The sequence below is a fragment of the Lactobacillus sp. ESL0261 genome (genome assembly GCF_003693025.1).
Classification (GTDB): Bacteria; Bacillota; Bacilli; order Lactobacillales; family Lactobacillaceae; genus Lactobacillus; species Lactobacillus kullabergensis.
This window is the reverse complement of sequence record NZ_REHN01000002.1, coordinates 87,958-107,234: the sequence shown is the minus strand read 5'-3', so window position 1 is coordinate 107,234 and position 19,277 is coordinate 87,958. Positions and strand designations below refer to the sequence as shown.

Here is a 19,277-nt window from a genome sequence, read left to right as displayed (position 1 = left end):
AATCCTCGTTGCAATACTTCTGTACTATTTATCTAATACACTAATTGTATTTCTAACTTTTGTCAATAAAAAAATAAGCCTTTCCAATTTAGAAAGACTTATCTGAATACTTTTTCCTTGTTTTTAGCGGTCAATTAAGAATATTAAGTTTTTCTTAAAAACACTTCTATTTTCTTAGCCCACTCTGCGCAGCACCTTGTTGAGCGGCGTCACAATAATTGGCGTCACAATTGCAGTGAATACTGCCTCAACCAGACCATTCAGACCTAGGGCAATTATTAACGCTGTAATTAAAGGCGTCCCCTGAGCGAAGCTGCCCAAATGGCCTAGCAGTTTGGCAGAGTTGCCCATGAAAACCAGACTGGTTAATAGAATTACAAAAACAGTGTTAGTTAAAGAAGTCACTGCTCCCGCAACCGTGTAGCTTACTTCTTTAATGCTATTTTTCTTTTTAGCAGTTAATTTTCCAATCAGTCCTGGAAAAAGACCCGCCAAAACACTAGGAATTACGGCAATCGCAAAGTTTTGAAAGAGCATTAAGCTGACAATATCGCCTGGTTGCGTATATGCCTGCACCATACGGGCAATACCCCAGAAAATACCAAAAAATGTGCCGGCAATTGGTCCCATAAGCAAAGAATAAATGGAAACAGTCAAAGGAATAGTAGTTATAGCCGGCAAAGTTGGCAATATGCGAATATAACCGATATTAGGAATGAAAGTTTGCAATAAAAAGATTGCGACAAATATGGCAGTAATAGCCAGGTTCTTAGTTTCTTTTCTGCGCATTTGCGTCCTCCTTAAAAAAACACCTTGCTATTATATTGCTTAGAATTATTTGTCGCAAATATTATCTCTGCTAAGTATTAGTTTTAATAATAATTACTTTAATAAAAACTATATTTTAAATCCTTTCTCTAAAACTGATCCAGACTCAAAAAAGCGCTTAAATTTTTCAGCTTCCGTAAGTAATTTTTCCCGATTATCTACCTGTGAAAGCTTATAGCCGACAAAATATGGCGAAGCTGTGTAGCGCAAAATCAATTTCGCACAAATTCCTTGATCAAAACGCGGATAAAAGAACAAATTGTAGGAGTCACAGCGACCATTGGACAAAACTTCCAGCATGTATTTAGCTCCGCTTTGAATCCAGTCGGACCAGTCATCAATACTTTTTTCATCAAGCAGGTTGAAATCTAATTCGATATAGCCTTGAATCGGATGGGTGCCAACGTTAACCTCCAGCCCGTTGTTGTTAAAAATACTAATGCCTTCAAAATTATTGGGCTGCAGATACTTATAGCCGTTCATCTTTTTCAAGCCAACGATTTGCATGTGCGGGTGCTCAAGTGAACCTCCAGAATTTTTGCCAAAATTCTTGTACCATAATACCGATCCGAACTCAGGTGAATCATTCATTTGCTTAAAACATGACAGTGAAAAGCGCATCAAAGCCCGATTATATTCAGGTGAATAGGTAGTGATATCTCCCGCATGTTTATTAGATTCAATCAAAACTGTTTGAACAGTATCCAGCAATGTCGGATATTTGTTATCCAGCCAGATCATCCCTCCCTGCCTTTTTATAATATTTGTCAATTCCGCCACATTACAAAAGGGACAACCAGAATTGTTTTTCACTTTACGGTAAGAATTAGGCTTTTCTTTAGCTATGTTAACATCAAACACTAATGGGTCATTTTCCATTGGGCAATCCCTCCTAAAAAATTTTCTTAAATCTTGCATTTTACTAGAGCCGCAATAGATGGTAAACTGTAACCGCAATTATTTTTTAAAAAATTCCAACGGTGGTAGAACTATGCAATCAAAAAGAAATTTAAAAAAATACAATAACCGCAATAACTTGTTTCTGATTATTATCGGAATAGTTCTGATTTTAGCAGTTATATTTGGCGTGGTTCTATATAATAATCACGTTGAATCGCAAAAGCAGGCTAAAGCATTCGCTATTAATCATTTTAACCCTAATGTTAATATTTATGGAGTAGAAGTTGGAAACTTAACAATTAATAAGGCGACGGCCAAGATTAATCGGAAAGCCAACAATATTGTTTCCCTAGAAAATGGTAAAGTTGCAATTGAACGCGATCCCAGCATTGATACTATTAAGAAAAAGGAAGTTGCGCATTACTTTAAAAAGCAACATACTACAATGCCAGATAAGCAAAATTATGAATACCGCAATACTGACTTAGACGCTGCCAATAAAAAAATGCAGGCTGTGAGTCACGCTGTGGTCAATTACCATGTAGCCGGCAAAGATTATCAGCTTAAAGCTCAAAGTCTGATTAATCAGGCAATTTACAAAAAAGGCAAATATTCGTTTCTTAATTCAGAAAATTTAACAGCAAAACTCAATAAAATTGATCAGGAAGTTGCAACCATCCACCAAAACTACAAGTTCTCTGCGCCCAAGGGCAACAAAGTTGCAGGTAAGAAAATAACTATCAAAAACCAAAGCTATGGCTGGGGTGTTCATGTCAAAAGAGCTCAAGCCGCTGTCGAACAAGCATTTTTAAACGGGACTAAAAATCTTGATGGCAAAGATTACATCTATGGTCTGGGTTATAGCACTTATGGTTTAGGATATGGTAAAAACAATCATGGCATAGGAAATAACTATATTGTTGTTTCACTTAAAAAGCAGGAAATGTGGATTGTAAAAAATGGCAAATTAGTCGTACATTTGAATGACATTGTCACTGGTACGAGAGATGGCGTTAAGGGTAACCGGACTCCGCAAGGCGTTTGGTACATTCACTATAAGCAAGGTCATGCTGTATTGCGCGGACGCAATAACGACGGGTCTAAATATGCTTCACCAGTCAGATACTGGATGCCGTTTACTTTAAGTGGTTGCGGCTTCCATGATGCCAGCTGGCGCGGCGATTGGAGTAAAAAAGCATATTTACGTGGGGGTTCTCACGGCTGCGTTAATATTAAGCCTAGAGAAATAAAACAAGTTTGGCATAATGTAAGCAAGCATGAACCGGTAATTGTATATGATTAAGTAATTTATAAGAAATTAAAGGACAAGAATTTAAAAAACTTGTCCTTTTTTGTTATGCAAAAACCTGTTAACTTAATATCAAGTTCACACTCGCTTTAGTTAACAGGTTTTGCAATTTTAAATATTAAATAATTTTTACTTATAAAGCTTCCTTAACAGCCTGATTGACAGCATCCTTTTCAGCATTAATCACGTCAACCTTGGACTCGATATTCTTGGTATCCATTCTGATCTCACGACCAAGACCCGGCTGATCAACCTTTGGCTCAAAGAATTCTTTGAATTCTTCCAGTCTCTTTTCAGTATGAAAAATGTTTGAAGCCACAGTAATATAAGTGGTAAATTCCATATCACCACCGACTGTTTTTTCCAGCCATGACCATTGGTCCCGTAACCAGTCCCAAGCAAATTGTTCGCCTTTTGGATTAGCTAAGACATTCGCAAACCAAGAACGCAAATCTTGTGGCTTAACGACTGCAGCATTTTCAAAATTCTCAATAAGTTTCTTGATTTCAGCGGGATTCTTGGTGTTGGTAATAGCATCAGTAAGATCGTCCTTATAGTTAGGATCGATGGCAGCTTGATATTCTTTCAACAAACGATCAACTAATCCTGGTTCATTATAATTCCTAACTTCATTCATTAAAACATACGGCCTAACTGAAGCATCAATTTCGTTTAAGTTTTGATCGTGCTCAACAAAAATTTGGTGACCAGCTTTTATCACAGCAGAATTACCGGCATACAAAGCTAAGGCTATTTCTAGTGGTCGAATTCTCTTATCATCATCTGTATCAGAATCTTTTGCTTGCCAACCTAAACGTTCAACTTGCTTTTGGGCTAATTTATTAACAAACGCCTTCAAATCTTTTTCTTGAGCTGAATCAGGTGTAACAAATTTAAATAATGAACGGATACTAGATAACAAGGCACTAATGACAATGTATGATTTAGAATCCGCAAATTTCGGCAGCAACGGTACAATTTCAGCGTATGAAATTTGCTTGCCTTCTGCTAAAAGTCCCAAATCTTGCAGTAATTGTAATTGATCTACCGGTTTAAGCTGATTAAATTCAGCCATAATATCGTTCATCAAGGTTTCATCATAATTGACAATGAAATGTGAACTATTGCCTACGTTTACACGCAAAGCGTGACCAGCTGCACTGCGTAATTCTTGGTAATCTCCCAGATCCAGTTCTCGTTCAGACATAATCTGCGGTGCCTCAAAGTTTGCGTTCAAAGGAATAGCCCACTTGCGCCCAACTTCTTTGCCTTCACCAACGAAGAACTGCTTTTGGCTCAAAATTAAGTGACCAGCTGAGTTTACTTTAGCGGAAACAACAGGGTAACCCGGTTGGTCAAGCCAAGTATGCATGATTTTACCAATATCTAAATCGGTGGCAGTCGAAAGAGCATTCCACAAGTCGTCACCCGTAGCGTTGCCATATTGGTGCTGCTCAAAGTAATACTTAAGTCCCTTACGCAAAGCATCGTCCCCTAAGAGTGCCCGTACCATAACCAACATTCTTGAACCTTTAGCGTAAACAATCGCACTATCAAAAATCGAATCAATATCAGCTGGATGCTCTACATTAACGTGAACCGATTGGACACCATCAGTGGCATCACGCTTTAAAGCTGCTGGCACCTCAGAAATTTGGTAAAGATTATCCCAAACATGCCAACTCGGCTCCAAAGCATCAACTGAAACATATTCCATCATGTTGGCAAAACTTTCATTAAGCCATAAGTCATCCCACCACTTCATGGTAACTAGGTCGCCAAACCATTGGTGCGCTAATTCATGAGTGATAACCGTTGCCACATACGCCTTTTGATAAGGAGTAGCATTATCAGGATCAAGCAAAATTGCGACTTCACGGTATGTGACTAGTCCCCAGTTTTCCATTGCTCCGGCAGAAAAGTCCGGCAGCGCTAATTGCCAAGAATGTGGCAGCGGATACTTGGTTTGGTAAAATTCTTCGTAAAATTCAATTGCCCGTTTTGCGATATCCAAAGCAAAGTCTAATTCCTTAGCTTGATGTGCTTTAGTCGCAAAAACTCCCACTTGAACGCCGTCTTTGGTTTCGGTAAGCTTTGATTGTAATTCACCAAAAGCAAAGGCAATCAAGTAGCTGGACATTCTAACGGTTTGCTCGAAGTAGTGCACGCCATCTTCAACTTTAACTTCCGGCATGTTGGCAATCGTAGTTTCACCTTCATGCTCATCATACTTAAGTGCTAAAGAAAAAGTAGCTTTGGCTTCCGGCTCATCAACACATGGGAAAGCCTGACGCGCAGCTGTTGTTTCAAATTGAGTACCGATAATCTGTTTTTGAACACCATCAACTTGATAGTATGACGGATAAATTCCCATCATAGAATCAGTCAGCGGTGCCGAATACTTAATCTCAACTGTGACTTTGCCAGTTTGACCCAGTTCAATAGCAATAGCTTCTTTGTCCTCATTGACAGTGAACGGCACATCCTTGCCCGCACTGGTGACAAAAGCAATTTTCATATACTTCTGATTAATTAAAATAGTATTTTCGAGTGCCTCACCTGTAATTGTTGAAGTACCGTTAATAGTTTTCTGTGCCCGATTAATGTCTATGAACAAATCATAGTGTTCAGGGTGAAAAGTTTCATAAAAATGTTTAGCAGCCATATTTACCTCCTAAAATAATAGTTATTATTAATTTTAACAGACATATATGGAAATAACATTAAAACATAATTGCAACTTGGACTTGTTTCTCGGAAAAAAGCAATACCATTACGGTACTTTCGTGTAGTATACTGATAGAAAAAGATAGCAGTTTACTCTCAGTTCGGTTAGGTGCCTTTCTGCCTGTGAAACAATTAATTTTTTATTATAAGGAGTAAAGAATGAAAAAGAATAAACGCATAATCTTTGCGACAATTGCCGCGTTAAGTCTGGCTGCACCAATGACGGCAGTCTTCAACTTTGACAATGTTCAAACTGTTTCTGCTAATCACCAAGGAACCAAAGTCTGGCTACAATATGGTACTTTAAAGTATGCTTTAAAAGGACCTTCTGGCAGAGTTTACCCTGCTGGCACTAAAGTGGTGCGTGAACTAAGCAACGATGATAAACCACCTATTTCATTACCGGCTAGACCATTTTATCTGACACTATTGATTGGTGGATTGCCCGGTATGCAAACTTTGCAAGACGAAGGTGGCGGAGAAATTGCTCAAGCATATGTCAACTATGAAGACTGGCATGAAATTGATTATCCATCTGATGATGTTGTTTTAGTCCAAAACACAGAAGATTACACTGATCTTGCTTCTAGTGATTTTCATCCCGTAGATAGCAATAATCCTAATGTACCTTGTGCAAATCTCAATGCACTAGAAGAAGCATATGCTGATTTGACAAGAATTGCTGGTAAATCTTCCGTGGTTGGGCAAGATCGTGAAAAAATTTATCGCTTCACAGACCGTTATAATGCTGCTAAAGCCATGGGTGTTCCACAATCAACTGTTGATGCCTTAACTAAAGAAATCAATGATGCTGTTGCTAACTACAAGAAGACTGGTCACCTCGTAAGTGGCAATTCAGATTCTGGCAATAACAGTAATTCTGGCTCATCTACTTCCAAGAAATCTAAGTCACGAGTAGTAAGATTGCGTAAAGCATCTTACCGCTATACTCATAAGGGTAAACGTGTATCTAAGAAACTGCTTAAGAAAGGTTCATATGTCAAGATCAACGGCAAGACCTACCGTATTAAGGGTAAAACCTTCTACCGCATTGGTAAAAACCGTTATATCCGTAAAGTGAATGTTGCAAAGTAATAGTTATAAGGAGTAAAGAATGAAAAAGAATAAACGCATAATCTTTGCGACAATGGCCGCGTTAAGTCTAGCCGCACCAATGACAGCAGTCTTCAACTTTGACAATGTTCAAACAGTTTCTGCTAATCATCAAGGAACCAAAGTTTGGTTACAATATGGTACTTTAAAATATGCTTTAAAAGGACCATCAGGTCGAGTTTATCCTGCTGGTACTAGAGTGGTACGTGAACTAAGTGATGATGCTAAGCCACCTATTTCAATGCATGGTAGGTCATTCTATTTAACATTATTGATTGGTGGACTTCCTGGTATGGAAACTTTACAAGATTATGGTGGCGGTAAAATTGCCGAAGCTTATGTTAATTATGAAGATTGGCATGAGATTGATTATCCTGCTGATGAAGTAGTCTTGGTACAAAATACCGAAGATCCAACCGATCTTGCTTCTGGTAACTTTCATCCTGTAGATAGTAATAATCCTGATGTACCATATGCTAATGTTGACGCATTAAGAGCCGCATATAATGCACTGGATGTAGTTCTAACCAACAAGATAACTAAACAAGATCAACAAATAATGTCTAATTTCACTGATAAATACTTTGCTGCTACAGCTATGGGTGTATCACAAGATTCAGTTGATAAGTTAACCGATGAAATGAAACAAGCACTTTCTTACTATAAGAAAACTGGTCATTTAGCTGGTTATGATAAATCTAGCAATTCTGGCTCCAGCTCCACAACTAACTCTGCCAAGTCAAAATCTAAATCACGCAAAGTAAAATTACGTAAAGCGTCATATCAGTACACCCACAAAGGAAAGCGTGCTTCGAAGAAGAAACTCAAGAAAGGCGCGATTGTCAAAATTAACGGCAAGACCTACCGCATTAAAGGTAAAAAATACTATCGCATTGCTAAAAACCGTTATATCCGTAAAGTGAACGTTGCTAAATAATAATTACAAGGAGTAAAAAATGAAAAAGAATAAACTATGCCAAAAATTAGCAATTGCTTTTTGCGGTGTGGCTCTAACTACCGTTGGCGCAGCTGTTATCGTTAGTGACACTGTGCACACTATCAATGCCACACCCAACCATAAAGGCTTTAATAACTGGATTCAATACGGCACGCTCAAATATGCTTTAAAAGGACCTTCCGGTAGGGTCTATCCTGCTGGCACCAAAGTTGCAAGATACATGGGGAACCTTACTAAGCCTAGTAAGCTTTCCTACCCTGCGCTACCATTTGCACTATCATTAAGTATCACTTCATCCCCAATAGGTATTACCCAATTTGGCGGCGGTGATATTGCCGAGGCTTATGTTAATTTAGAAGATTGGCAAGAAATTGACGACCCTGACGTAGATAGCTTTGGTACTGATATCGTCGAAAGTTCTTTCGACATGACAGACCTTGCATCTCGTGATTTTCACCCTGTAGATAGCAATAATCCTGATGTGCCTGCTGCTAAATATGATGCACTAGAGCATGCTTATGGAGAATATTTGAATAATATTGATTTTTCGCATCGTTCTAAGGCAGACAAAACATGGGAAGAGTCAATGAATAAACGATATAGCGCAGCTAAAGCTATGGGCGTTCCACAATCAACTGTCGATGCTCTTACTAAAGAGATTAACGATGCCGTTGCTAATCATAAGAAAACTGGTCATTTTGTAAGTGGTAATTCAGATTCTGGCTCCAATACCACAACTAACTCTGCCAAGCCAAAAGCTAAATCACGCAAAGTAAAATTACGTAAAGCCTCCTACCAATACACCCACAAAGGAAAGCGTGTTTCGAAGAAGAAACTCAAGAAAGGCACAATTGTCAAAATCAACGGCAAAGCTTACCGCATTAAAGGCAAAAAATACTACCGCATTGCTAAATATCGCTATATTCGCGCCGTCAATGTTGTAAAAAAGTAAATTTAAATAAAGCAGACTACTACTATAGTTAGGCTGCTTTTATTCTTCGATAGTGGCAGAATTATTAAATTTTTAAAAAATATTGTAAGAGTTGCGTGTTCTTTCTGTAACAACAATGACACATTGACTGTGTATGATTATCCTTAGAATTAATATAGTTAATTGTGGGGATTGAAATATATTGAAGAACAGTAAAAGTTTAATACTTAAGTTAATTACAGCACTGGCGCTTTCATTTAGTTTTGTCACTGCTATAAATATAGAAACAAACAATAATAACTCATGTACACAAACAGTACAAGCTGCTCGTAAAAAGTCAAAAGCTGAACGTGCAGCTAAAAAATGGATTGCCATGCGTGAATCAGGTGGTAATTATTACGCGCGCAACGGTGTTTGTTATGGTAAATACCAACTTAACATTGCTTACCTAAACGGTAATTACTCTAAAAAGAACCAAGAAAGAACGGCTGACACATATGTTTACGGTCGTTATGGTTCATGGGTTAACGCCAAGAACTTCTGGCTAACACATCACTGGTATTAGAAAATACTCTTTAATACAAATATCCCATTATAAAAAATAGCCTAACTAATTGTTAGGCTATTTTTTATATGAATTTAGATGTTAAAACAAAAGAAATTTAATTTTCTTCATTATGAGTCTTTGACAAGAACGGTGCCAAGGTCTTTAAATCTGGTCCCTTACCGCTGGGAATATTTTCTGCACGAGAGACAATAATTGGATTAAGTCCTGTGTGAGTCAAAATGTAGAATTTATTTTCTTCTAATGCCTTGAACACAATTCCAGGTATTTTATCTATTGGCATGCCTGTTACAATGTCTTGTTTGGCACGTTCTTGACCTTCCTTAAATGCTTCACTTGAATAGTAAGGATCATTCTTATCAGTGTATTTAGCTGGTCTGTGATTTTCAGTATGATATAAGTCTGTCTGGACAAAAGCAGGACAAAAGACATGCATGCTAATGTTAGCTTTTGCAACCTGCATATCATATTCTACTGCCTCAGTCAGACCCACAGACGCAAACTTAGAAGCAAAGTATGATGGCATTGAAGGACTGGCAACTAGCCCAGCAATTGAAGCTACATTAATAATGTCACAATGATCTTTTTGTTTACGCATAATTGGTATTACGCGTTTTAATGCCCAAACCTGACTCATTAAGTCAGCATGCAAAATCCATTCCCAATCACGAGTAGGAAGTTCACAAATATCACCAGGTACCGCAATCCCAGCTGAATTAATCAATAAATCAATTTCATGATATTCAGTTACTGTCTTTTTGACCATGGCATCAACTTCATCTTCATCGGTTACATCAGTAGGAATGCTAATAACTTCCGCGCCTAAATCTTTAATATCAGTTTCTGTCTTGCTCAACGCTTCATCATCTATATCAGCAATAGCAAGTTTCATCCCTCTTTTTGCTGCTTCTAATGACAGTGCTCGTCCAAATCCGTGCGCTGCACCAGTAATTAATGCAACTTTATCTTTAAATTCTTTCATGTGCAAGCCTTTCTATTTAATTGTTCAATGCTGAACTAACTTACTTACATCATCAATATTAAGCGCTTACGGTATAAATAAAAATATATAATATTTATAGTTTGTTAGATATTTAACAATTGCACATATCTATTAGGTAAATTAGCTTTTATGACTTTGATCAGCCATCTTTAAACAATGAACTATTACATCTTTTTGCGTTCTGCGAAACATATCTCTCATTTCCTCTGGAGTCTCTTTTTGTCCATTATTAAGCCAGTCAATAGTTATTTCTGTAAATCCACCAGTAAAGAAATGGGCTATAAAGTCACGGTCTTTCTGACTTACATGTAATTTTTGTTTGCTTATTACTTCATCAATATAGCCAAGAAGTATACGATTTTGTGGTTCCCTAAAAATTGCATTAAATTGTTTAATATCTAAATTTTCATAAATGGCTCGTCCCAAAGTTGGATTAACAGCAAAATATTGAAAAATTTGATATAAATCGTTGTACCATTTTTCATAACCTTTTGACTGCTCTAATAAATTAATTATCTCATCCTGGACAGTCCACTTGATTAAATCAGGTACATCCCTAAAGTGATAATAAAAAGTAGGTCTACTTTTATTAGTTAAAGTAAGTAATTCACAAACAGTAATTTTATTTAAAGGCTCTTTTTTGAGCAACTTCTTTAATGCCCGCGCAAATTCTCTTTTTGTATTTAGTGAAATCTCTTTATTTTTCATTTTATTTGCCACACTGTAACCCAATAAGAAAAATTTCCAGCAATTATTTGTTACTTGCCACTATTTTTTTAATTTTTGCAAAGCGCTCATCCCACTCGTTAACAATTAAATCATCATATTCCTGCTTTAATAAAAAGTTGAGCAAGTCTTTTTTATCAGGCCGATCTAAAAACAGGTAGCTTTGCGGAATAACAATCTGGGGCAAAACAGTGCGCAACTGGTTAAGTGAAACCTTTTTAACAGCACAAGATTTTAAAATTGGAATAATACAACCATCATCTTTAGGCATAAAATAGTCATAAATTTCGTCATAATTGTCATTTTGAATTTCCCGGCCTATTTGAGCTAATGCCTTTGCATTATTGCGAATCAAAGGGGCGCACTTGATAAATAACTGAATTCCGCCATTATTGCCTGTAGTATAAACAAAGGCTTGAAAACTATCTTTAAAAAATCTCCTGCGGTATTCAATTATTTTTTGTCCCGTTAAAATTTCTTTTACATATTCCTCATGCAGAGAAATTAGTAAAGTAGGTAAAAATGGATCATAAACTTCATCTTCTATTTTACACATTATTTATTTTCCTTTTCTTTGTTCTTAATTGTGCAAATACTTATGTTTATCATAAATATCTTCGCTTAAACAAGCAACTGAATATTTAAAGTATCAGATTAGCAAAACTGAATTTTTCTAAACACAAAAAAGCTGGACTGCACTTCAACCATTGAAGTACAGTCCAGCTTTTCTAATCATCTTACGCTCTGTGTCTTAATAAATGAGCCTTTGCGGGTTCACCTTTTAACCAAGTAGCAAAGAATGCATAGCCGAAGACCATCAAAGCAACTACAGCTGCCAAAATAATCATATTATTATCGTTCAGCGAAATTGTCTGTTCCTCTTCTAGCAGATTCTTTGACTCATTAACTTGATTGCATAATCCAAAGAATAACATGATTAGACTGCTTAGAGTTAGTAAGCCATTAACTGCCGTTAAAATTTTTATTTTCGTTAACTTCAAAAAATCATGTCCTTTCTTTCGATTTAAATACCAGCATTATATACCCTTTAAAAATAAATGCAAGGCCTTTGCTTAAAATAATTTAAATTTTTTGTTTCTAATATGAATATTATTATAATTTTATAATCAAATCTTCTAAAACCCGAACAAAAAGGAGTACAGCATCTGTACCCCTTTTATTGCCATTCACTTGCCAGCCATTCCTGTGCCAGTTCGAACCAGTGGGCAGCGTGTGGATTCTCTTGCCATTCTCTACCCTTAACTACCATATCTTTACGAGCTAAGGAAAACCCGTGACCACCACGATTGAATATATGGGCTTCACAGGGAACCTTCTGGTTATGCAAGGCTTCCACGTATTCAAACGTATTGGTTACAAGTACAATAGGATCATCCCAGGCATGGAAGATAAAAGTTGCCGGAGTGTTTGCAGTTACACCTAATGAACTATCCTTAATAAATTCATCTTGGGGTACTTTATCTTGTTCATCTTCTGGAATGTCAAAGCCAATTTTAGTCAGATTAATTAAGGGATAACCCAAAATAGTCTTATTAGGCAGAACTTCCGCACTCTTAAAACCAAACTCTTTTTGATATTCTGCAGAGTTAGCCATACTGTTGGCAAAACTAGCAACGTGACCACCAGCAGAAAAGCCGATTGTGACTATTTTATCTGGATCAATCTGATAGTCTTGCGCATGCTCCCGAAAGTATTTAACAGTGCTTAAGACATCAAGCCCGGCATCCGGATAAATGTCACCTTCGTCTTGCACGAGGTTATACTCCATGACCACACTGTTAAAGCCGCAATTATTGAAAGCCAAGGCAACCGGCTCTCCCTCTCTTTTAGACAAATGGTCAAAACTGCCACCTGGAACTACTATCGCCAAAGGGTGCTTTGGAGTTACCAATTCACCAATTGAACCCAATGTGTATGTGTGCAGGTTGAACTTGCGCTGGTTAAAATTAGTTAACGTTAAATCATTTACTTTCATTTTCTTCCCCCACTTTTACCATGTTTTTTGCTAAAAAGGTTGTTGCTAATGGTACTGTTAATAATACACCAATTAGAGAGTACATTATAATCAAAGCCTCATTGACAAACATTTTTTCGTTTAATACCTCACCTAACGTATAATTCAAACGAATGTACCATAAAAATAATGAAAGAAAGCTGCCAAACATCCCAAATAAAATGGTATTCATAGCTGTTCCCAGAACATCGTTGCCGATTTTAGCACCACTGGCCTTGAGTTCCTCATATGATATTTCTGGATTATGCTTTTTGATTTCTAAAAGTCCTGAACTCATAGCAACAGCGGATTCGGCTACAGCACCCAGCGTTGAAAATATAGCTACCGCAACTGCAATTAAAGGGTAACTTAACCCGGGCATTTGGGATAAGCCTACCAAAATTTCACCTGCTTCAGGTCCAAGACCAGCAGCTTGCGCCAACCATTCAAAACCCATAATTATTACACTAGTTGCCAGGCACACAATCAGTGAAGAATAAAAAGAATTTTTAGCAACTTGATAATCATGCGTTCCTAAGAAAATAATGGTTACCAGTTTTAACGGGACAAAAATGAAAATCAGAAGTGGAATATTAATCCCCCAGGAAATCAGAATAGCAACTAAAATTAATAAGAAAGTATTGATTAAAACACTAAAAAAACTGCGAATCCCTGTTTCACCGCCAACAACAGTCATCAAAATTGCAAGCACAATTAGTAAGGCAGTTAAGGTACTCATTTTTTAATCCCCGCTTTCCGCTTTTTTTCTTCTAAAAACAGCAGGCTGCAACCCGTGGCAAAGACCACCGTCAAAACAATCCCAATTGCGGAAATGATACTTTGTGTGACACCGAGGGAAAGGGTGAAGCCGAAAGTGGAACGCAAGCTGTTGTTATCCCGCAAATAGATAATCGTCATTGGCAATTCTTCTGACATAAAGATTAAAACCAAAACGTTAATCAGTGGTCCCATTATTTCTTGTCCCATTGTGCGTCCGCTTTGAATTAACTGCTTGGCAGTTAAATCGACCTTAGTCTGGATCAATTCGTAAAGACTGGAAATAATATCGGTGGCTTCGTCCATCACGGCTCCTAAAATTCCCAGTAATGTTTGTGCTAAAAAGATGCCACGAGGATCCTGCGTCGCATAATCTCCTGTTTCATATTTAATTTCCGTTTCTCCTGTCAAACGCATAATTAAGTAGCACAATGCAAAAGAAACAAAAGTGCCTAAAATTGTTGCCAGCCACGTTGCCAGCATCTTGCGGTTAAAACCTTGAACAACCAATAAACTAAAGAATGAAAAAACAATATCGGCTAAGCCAAATAATAAAACGATATAAGAGCCATTTAGTTTAATATCCAGCATAATCACAAGGTAGAAAATTACCCAGCTGAGTATCATCGATGCAATTAAACTAAACGACTTTTTACCTGAGACTGCCACCATCAGCGTGGACATTACTGTCATTGCCAAAACCAAAACCCAGTCTCGTTTAGGATCCTGAATAACCGGTTCACCGTGTTTGACACTGACAAACAGGCGCTGACCTGCACGAAACTTTTGGGTAACTAACTGTGATGGATAATACATATTGATAGTCTGATAGGTTTTGCCCTTAAATTTGCCAGACAAGACTTTTAAATGAAGAACCTGCTTTCTGGTTTCGTCTTTATTGCCATAGACATCCGTACTTTTTTCTTCCAAAGTATCCTTAATCTTAGTATCGGTAATTACAGCCACATCATTTTTAGAATAAATATCTGTTGCAAAATAGGTGCAGGTAGTTAAAATTAACCCCACAACTGCTATTAATACCGCAAATAAGTAGCGTTTTTTAATTTTTTTCAATCAAATCATTCCAATCGATTTATACTTACCTACTGTAACTTAAAAACAGTTATCAGACATTAATTTTAAGCTAAATTTGTAAAATTTAAATATTATAAAAACGACTTTTAATCAAAAGTCGTTCTTTATGTGCCTACATATCTAAGAATCGCTGCCACCAGTGAGTTTTTTCCGGTTCGATCTGCATATCTGCTAACGTGCGGTGGGCATTGGCGTTTGCACTTTTTTCAGCATTTTCCTTAGCTTTAGCCAAAATCTCTTCATGCATCTGTTCACTTGATTTTCCTTCATCCTGCGCCACCTGAGCCCGTTTTTCGGCTGCTGTTAGAGGCTTCGTCTCTGGCATTTCCTGCACATCAGTTATGTCATCACCGTTATCGGTAACAATTCCTGAAATATCCGGTAACACGCTAAAATCTTCTTCAGCACTAGTTTTTTTAGCTGCAGGCTGCTGTAATTGCTTTTGTTTTTTGAGCAGCTCTTTATTCTGCTTTTCAATATGGTTCAATTGCTTTTGCAAGTTGCTCAGCGCTATATTTTGCTGACCAATAGTTTGTTGCAAAGCATTCAGTAATTTCACCATCTGGGAAGTAGACATTACCTCCTGCTTTTTACCGTTATCCATATGCTGAGGCTTGTCTTTTTTGTCAGTAACAGCAAAAACCTGCTGTGCGGCTTCTTGCAATGTTAAGCCATTATCCCGGGCTAATTGGTGAAAATCTTCGAGATCCTGCACATCCTGCTTACTGTATAAGCGCGCATTTTGCTTAGTCCGTGCATAGTAATCCGGTTTACCAGTAACTTTTTCTACAATTAAAGAATATTTACGTAAAGTTGCAACACTAATGTGCAATTTCTTAGCCGTCGCAGAAGGCGCGGTTAATTCTTCAAAATTATGCTTATCTTCACTCATTAGATATACTCCCCAGCACAATCAAATTAACCAATTTTGTGTAACAAGTTTTTCTTATGATCAAAACGCTCCTGCGCTTTGACAATCAAACGGGTAATTAATTCCGAATAAGAAATTCCTGCCTCTTCAAAAAGTTTGGGATACATACTAATATTAGTAAACCCGGGCAAGGCATTAACCTCCGTTAAGATTACTTTATGATCACTTTCACGCAAAGTAGAATCTACACGAGCTAAACCACTGCATTCTGTGACTTGATAAACTTTTAAGGCGTTCGCTCTAACCTTATCTACAATTTTTTGAGGTAATTTGGCAGGGATTTGCAAAGTAGTAGTTGAATCATCATCATATTTATTTTCATAACTGTAAAAAGTACCTGCCGCATTAATGATTTGTCCTACACCGGAAACAATCGGCTTGTCATTACCTAAAACAGCAGTTTCAACTTCTGTACCGTGAATGGTTTCTTCAATTAAGACCTTATCATCGTATCTAAAAGCATCGGCCAGAGCATCATCAAATTCTTTTTTATTAGTAACATGATGAACACCAACTGAAGAGCCTTGATTTGAGGGCTTAACAAAAAGATCACTGCCCAGTTTAGCGCTCACTTTGTCATAATCACGTTTAGCATTATTAGCATCTTCATATTCAAAACGCTTAATTGCGATCCAATCAGCTACAGGAACACCAACTCGCTGTGCTAAAATCTTGGTAAATTCCTTATCCATGGTCACGGCAGAAGCCAGGACATCGTCACCAACAAAGGGCTTGTTTAAGATTCTGAACAGTCCTTGCAGACAACCGTCTTCACCTAAATTGCCGTGAACAATCGGAAAGAAAACATCAATTTCCGGTAAATTCTTTAGTTGAATTAAATTTGAAATGTTGGCTACTTCATGCGGATTCTCAATAGTATATCTTGGATCCTTTAAGACTTTAAAAGAGTCTTCTTCACTGGCCAAATAGCCGTCATTGGTAATCCAAATTGGGTGGACGTCAAACTTATCTTGATCGATCGCATTATAAATGTTGTGGCCAGACATAATTGAGACTTCGTATTCAGATGAATTACCGCCAAAAATTAAACCAACTTGTGTTTTCTTAGTCATTATTTTTACCTCTTAGTCATTGTTTCTAACTTTTAATTATACGGCAAGAAAAACCCGAAGAGCTGTAAATTAGACAATTTTTTAGGAATATTTTTTATTATAAGCAAAAAGTCTTGTATAAAGCAAAATCATAAAGCAAAAATTTACACTATATTAAAAATTGCTATTCGAATCCCAAGTTATTTCATAAAGTTGATTGATTTTGGTTGGATATTTGCCCAAAGCGGTGGGATCAAAAGACTGATGATAGGCTACGGTTAAGTAAAGATCATTAACGGTAGCCAGTTGAATGCCCTCAAGCTCAGTATAATAGCCCGGAATTTCCAGTTTACTTTCATTGGCTAAATTTACCAACTCCCAAAATGCAGGATCAGCTTCTCCCCAAGGAATTTTAACAATTTTTCTATTTTGACCGAGCCTGTCGTCCGCAAATTGACTGGAAACATAGATTGTGCGGTTGTTGTCAATAGCAAAGCCTTGCAGCGAACCAACTAACCCAGCTCGTCCATAAAATTGTGGCATTTTAAAAGCGGCTATACTTTTTATTGTTCTGATATCAACGTATTTGCTTGCAGTTGCAGCTTCATCAAGCGCCTTATTAATTTCTGCTAAATAATAGAGTGCAAAATAACCGGTATAGTCGTTATCACCGTATGCAAGCAGAAAATAACGCAAATCTGGTGAAACTGCAGCTTCTACGCGGGAAAATTGATTGCCTGCACAGCCTATGCCTAAATCAGCTCCTGCATAATTTAAATTTGATAATCTTGGTTGCAATTTGGTATTAGCCGTAATCTTAAAATAATGCGGAATTTTTATGCGCGCAATTTGTTTAGACCAAGTCGACCAGATGGGGTTTAAGTCGTTTGGCTTTGTGCCAACGAACCACTGCCCTGGTCTTCCAGCATACTCCAGCGTCTGAGTATGACCTGCAGCGGTGCCGGTTAAATGCAAAACTGGAATTTGCTTATTAAAAGAAACATTGTTGCCATTTTTGCCGCGATAAACAAAGTTGTCTCCTGCTACGTGTTGCAAAACATAAGTATTACCGTCAATAATGCTGGTTTTCTGGACTACTACTTGGCGCAAGTCCTGATCTACTGGTCCAGTTACCCCATCCCAATCGTCCAACTTGCTTAACAGAGCAATTTTGACGTTTTGTGCTGCCTGCATCTTTTCATCATTAGCCAAGACTGTCATTTCCTCACTAAATTTTTCCAAAAACTCAATCAATTTATTAAATATAATTATTATTTTAAAAATTAAATTCTACTCAGTTTTATTTTGCCTTATAATTTAGGCTAAAGAAAGGAGAGCATCTTAAATGATAAAAAAATTTTACACTGCCCTCTTCTGTTTGCTTTTCATTTTTTCTTTTAGCAATACGCAAGTTTTCGCTGCAGAACTTACTCCAAGTGAAATCAAGGAAGTGAGTCGTTTGCAGCAGGAATATGCACAACTCGATAACACTACTTATAACCATAATAACCTTTATTTAAACAAGCCGCAGTTTAAAACTAAATTTAAGGCGGGCACACTTGTGCCGGACTACCTTGACAGTCAATTGGCATATACAAACTATTATAGAAAGTTATTTAATTTGACTCCTGTTAAAGAAAATTTTCAAGATAATATTGCCGCGCAAAAAACTGCTGCCGTTTTAGCCGCTCTCGATGCTAACCCGATGGTCAATCAGCATAATTTGCCTTATGAAAAAAGACCGAAAATAATTAATAAAACTACTTGGCAATTAGCCCGCAACATTTCCAGCAAGGCCAATCTTAATTTTAATACCAGTGACCAGACTGCAGGTGAAGTTATCACTGACTTAATTACTGATCGGTACAACTTGACCGGTGCTGACACCGGTCACCGTGCATGGCTGCTATCAACGCGCTTAACTACGACAGGCGCAGGTGCTGCTTATGGCAAAAATGGTTATCGTTATTCTGTGCAAAAAGTTTTTAACCCTGCTGATGTCTTTCGTACTCCCAGTCGAGAAACCGTAACTTATCCCAATAGGGGCGTCTTTCCCATTGAGCTTTTACAAGGTAAAAATATTGCCTGGTCAATTTATCTCTCTAATAAAATTTATGCAGACACACCAAAAATTACCATTACTGATAAAGATACTGGCAGAACTTATCAAGCAGAAAATGTACGTAATTACAGTCATACAGGCTATGGCAATTTTGAAACTATTATTACCTACTATCCAGGCTCAATTCCACTAGTTCTCGGTCACGAGTATGAAGTAAAAATCACGGGTTTAACTAGTTACACCTTTAAGCTGTTTCAACTTCAAAACAAGTCAATAGAATAATAAA

19 protein-coding genes are annotated in these 19,277 nt (G+C 37.3%); 6 read left to right on the top strand and 13 right to left on the bottom strand.

What is annotated here, in order from left to right:
• Positions 1-174 precede the first annotated feature (174 nt).
• Both F5ESL0261_RS00950 and F5ESL0261_RS00945 read right to left on the bottom strand, forming a co-directional pair.
• Positions 175-789: an ECF transporter S component gene (locus tag F5ESL0261_RS00950; RefSeq protein WP_081945394.1), complete on the bottom strand. Its 615-nt coding sequence runs from the start codon at positions 787-789 to the stop codon at positions 175-177.
• Between the two features lie 108 nt (positions 790-897).
• Positions 898-1,707 carry a DUF4931 domain-containing protein gene (locus F5ESL0261_RS00945; RefSeq protein ID WP_122051830.1) on the bottom strand — a complete coding sequence of 270 codons (810 nt, stop codon included), beginning with the start codon at positions 1,705-1,707 and terminating at the stop codon, positions 898-900.
• Between the two features lie 112 nt (positions 1,708-1,819).
• On the opposite strand from F5ESL0261_RS00945, the gene F5ESL0261_RS00940 reads away from it, so the two are divergent.
• Complete coding sequence (locus F5ESL0261_RS00940; protein ID WP_122051956.1) at positions 1,820-3,031, top strand: L,D-transpeptidase family protein; 1,212 nt, start codon at positions 1,820-1,822, stop codon at positions 3,029-3,031.
• 139 nt (positions 3,032-3,170) lie between these two features.
• Here F5ESL0261_RS00940 and F5ESL0261_RS00935 read toward each other — a convergent pair whose 3' ends face one another.
• On the bottom strand, positions 3,171-5,702 hold the full coding sequence (locus F5ESL0261_RS00935) for a M1 family metallopeptidase (RefSeq protein ID WP_122051829.1): 2,532 nt from the start codon (positions 5,700-5,702) through the stop codon (positions 3,171-3,173).
• 221 nt (positions 5,703-5,923) lie between these two features.
• Here F5ESL0261_RS00935 and F5ESL0261_RS10190 point away from each other — a divergent pair, with 221 nt between their 5' ends.
• The 4 genes from F5ESL0261_RS10190 (at position 5,924) to F5ESL0261_RS00915 (ending at position 9,331) form a co-directional block, all read left to right on the top strand.
• Positions 5,924-6,859 carry an SLAP domain-containing protein gene (locus F5ESL0261_RS10190; protein ID WP_158595178.1) on the top strand — a complete coding sequence of 312 codons (936 nt, stop codon included), beginning with the start codon at positions 5,924-5,926 and terminating at the stop codon, positions 6,857-6,859.
• Positions 6,860-6,878: 19 nt separating this feature from the next.
• On the top strand, positions 6,879-7,814 hold the full coding sequence (locus F5ESL0261_RS10185) for an SLAP domain-containing protein (RefSeq protein WP_233560880.1): 936 nt from the start codon (positions 6,879-6,881) through the stop codon (positions 7,812-7,814).
• Positions 7,815-7,833: 19 nt separating this feature from the next.
• A complete protein-coding gene (locus F5ESL0261_RS10180) occupies positions 7,834-8,787 on the top strand; it encodes an SLAP domain-containing protein (RefSeq protein WP_122051828.1) in 954 nt (317 codons plus the stop codon).
• Positions 8,788-8,965: 178 nt separating this feature from the next.
• Positions 8,966-9,331 (top strand): aggregation promoting factor surface protein, encoded by a 366-nt coding sequence (locus F5ESL0261_RS00915; RefSeq protein WP_122051827.1) that lies wholly within the window; start codon positions 8,966-8,968, stop codon positions 9,329-9,331.
• A gap of 97 nt (positions 9,332-9,428) precedes the next feature.
• Here the strand turns inward: F5ESL0261_RS00915 and F5ESL0261_RS00910 are convergent, their stop codons facing one another.
• From F5ESL0261_RS00910 to F5ESL0261_RS00865, 10 genes are all read right to left on the bottom strand, one after another.
• Positions 9,429-10,313 (bottom strand): SDR family NAD(P)-dependent oxidoreductase, encoded by an 885-nt coding sequence (locus F5ESL0261_RS00910; RefSeq protein WP_122051826.1) that lies wholly within the window; start codon positions 10,311-10,313, stop codon positions 9,429-9,431.
• 141 nt (positions 10,314-10,454) lie between these two features.
• On the bottom strand, positions 10,455-11,042 hold the full coding sequence (locus F5ESL0261_RS00905; RefSeq protein WP_147446218.1) for a TetR-like C-terminal domain-containing protein: 588 nt from the start codon (positions 11,040-11,042) through the stop codon (positions 10,455-10,457).
• Between the two features lie 43 nt (positions 11,043-11,085).
• Complete coding sequence (locus tag F5ESL0261_RS00900) at positions 11,086-11,616, bottom strand: hypothetical protein (protein ID WP_122051824.1); 531 nt, start codon at positions 11,614-11,616, stop codon at positions 11,086-11,088.
• Positions 11,617-11,797: 181 nt separating this feature from the next.
• Complete coding sequence (locus F5ESL0261_RS00895) at positions 11,798-12,061, bottom strand: hypothetical protein (protein ID WP_045927426.1); 264 nt, start codon at positions 12,059-12,061, stop codon at positions 11,798-11,800.
• A gap of 176 nt (positions 12,062-12,237) precedes the next feature.
• Positions 12,238-13,056 carry an alpha/beta hydrolase gene (locus F5ESL0261_RS00890; RefSeq protein WP_122051823.1) on the bottom strand — a complete coding sequence of 273 codons (819 nt, stop codon included), beginning with the start codon at positions 13,054-13,056 and terminating at the stop codon, positions 12,238-12,240.
• Complete coding sequence (locus F5ESL0261_RS00885; protein WP_122051822.1) at positions 13,043-13,813, bottom strand: YibE/F family protein; 771 nt, start codon at positions 13,811-13,813, stop codon at positions 13,043-13,045. The genes F5ESL0261_RS00890 and F5ESL0261_RS00885 overlap by 14 nt, the downstream gene beginning before the upstream one ends.
• Complete coding sequence (locus tag F5ESL0261_RS00880; RefSeq protein ID WP_122051821.1) at positions 13,810-14,925, bottom strand: YibE/F family protein; 1,116 nt, start codon at positions 14,923-14,925, stop codon at positions 13,810-13,812. Before F5ESL0261_RS00880 ends, F5ESL0261_RS00885 begins: the two co-directional genes overlap by 4 nt.
• Before the next feature lie 133 nt (positions 14,926-15,058).
• Positions 15,059-15,838 (bottom strand): helix-turn-helix domain-containing protein, encoded by a 780-nt coding sequence (locus tag F5ESL0261_RS00875; RefSeq protein ID WP_034980808.1) that lies wholly within the window; start codon positions 15,836-15,838, stop codon positions 15,059-15,061.
• A 26-nt stretch (positions 15,839-15,864) separates the two neighbouring features.
• Complete coding sequence (locus F5ESL0261_RS00870) at positions 15,865-16,950, bottom strand: D-alanine--D-alanine ligase family protein (RefSeq protein ID WP_122051820.1); 1,086 nt, start codon at positions 16,948-16,950, stop codon at positions 15,865-15,867.
• A 153-nt stretch (positions 16,951-17,103) separates the two neighbouring features.
• Entirely contained in the window at positions 17,104-18,141 is a 1,038-nt protein-coding gene (locus tag F5ESL0261_RS00865; RefSeq protein ID WP_233560879.1) for a helveticin J family class III bacteriocin, read from the bottom strand.
• A 133-nt stretch (positions 18,142-18,274) separates the two neighbouring features.
• Here F5ESL0261_RS00865 and F5ESL0261_RS00860 point away from each other — a divergent pair, with 133 nt between their 5' ends.
• Complete coding sequence (locus F5ESL0261_RS00860) at positions 18,275-19,273, top strand: CAP domain-containing protein (RefSeq protein WP_122051819.1); 999 nt, start codon at positions 18,275-18,277, stop codon at positions 19,271-19,273.
• Positions 19,274-19,277 lie beyond the last annotated feature (4 nt).

Excerpts from the sequence above, each read along its gene's own strand:
- F5ESL0261_RS00945 (WP_122051830.1), bottom strand. The coding sequence starts at position 1,707 with ATGGAAAATGACCCATTAGTGTTTGATGTTAACATAGCTAAAGAAAAG.
- F5ESL0261_RS10180 (WP_122051828.1), top strand. The coding sequence starts at position 7,834 with ATGAAAAAGAATAAACTATGCCAAAAATTAGCAATTGCTTTTTGCGGT.
- F5ESL0261_RS00940 (WP_122051956.1), top strand. The coding sequence starts at position 1,820 with ATGCAATCAAAAAGAAATTTAAAAAAATACAATAACCGCAATAACTTG.
- F5ESL0261_RS00905 (WP_147446218.1), bottom strand. The coding sequence starts at position 11,042 with ATGAAAAATAAAGAGATTTCACTAAATACAAAAAGAGAATTTGCGCGG.
- F5ESL0261_RS10185 (WP_233560880.1), top strand. The coding sequence starts at position 6,879 with ATGAAAAAGAATAAACGCATAATCTTTGCGACAATGGCCGCGTTAAGT.
- F5ESL0261_RS00950 (WP_081945394.1), bottom strand. The coding sequence starts at position 789 with ATGCGCAGAAAAGAAACTAAGAACCTGGCTATTACTGCCATATTTGTC.
- F5ESL0261_RS00890 (WP_122051823.1), bottom strand. The coding sequence starts at position 13,056 with ATGAAAGTAAATGATTTAACGTTAACTAATTTTAACCAGCGCAAGTTC.
- F5ESL0261_RS00870 (WP_122051820.1), bottom strand. The coding sequence starts at position 16,950 with ATGACTAAGAAAACACAAGTTGGTTTAATTTTTGGCGGTAATTCATCT.
- F5ESL0261_RS00910 (WP_122051826.1), bottom strand. The coding sequence starts at position 10,313 with ATGAAAGAATTTAAAGATAAAGTTGCATTAATTACTGGTGCAGCGCAC.
- F5ESL0261_RS10190 (WP_158595178.1), top strand. The coding sequence starts at position 5,924 with ATGAAAAAGAATAAACGCATAATCTTTGCGACAATTGCCGCGTTAAGT.
- F5ESL0261_RS00860 (WP_122051819.1), top strand. The coding sequence starts at position 18,275 with ATGATAAAAAAATTTTACACTGCCCTCTTCTGTTTGCTTTTCATTTTT.
- F5ESL0261_RS00885 (WP_122051822.1), bottom strand. The coding sequence starts at position 13,813 with ATGAGTACCTTAACTGCCTTACTAATTGTGCTTGCAATTTTGATGACT.
- F5ESL0261_RS00900 (WP_122051824.1), bottom strand. The coding sequence starts at position 11,616 with ATGTGTAAAATAGAAGATGAAGTTTATGATCCATTTTTACCTACTTTA.
- F5ESL0261_RS00875 (WP_034980808.1), bottom strand. The coding sequence starts at position 15,838 with ATGAGTGAAGATAAGCATAATTTTGAAGAATTAACCGCGCCTTCTGCG.
- F5ESL0261_RS00935 (WP_122051829.1), bottom strand. The coding sequence starts at position 5,702 with ATGGCTGCTAAACATTTTTATGAAACTTTTCACCCTGAACACTATGAT.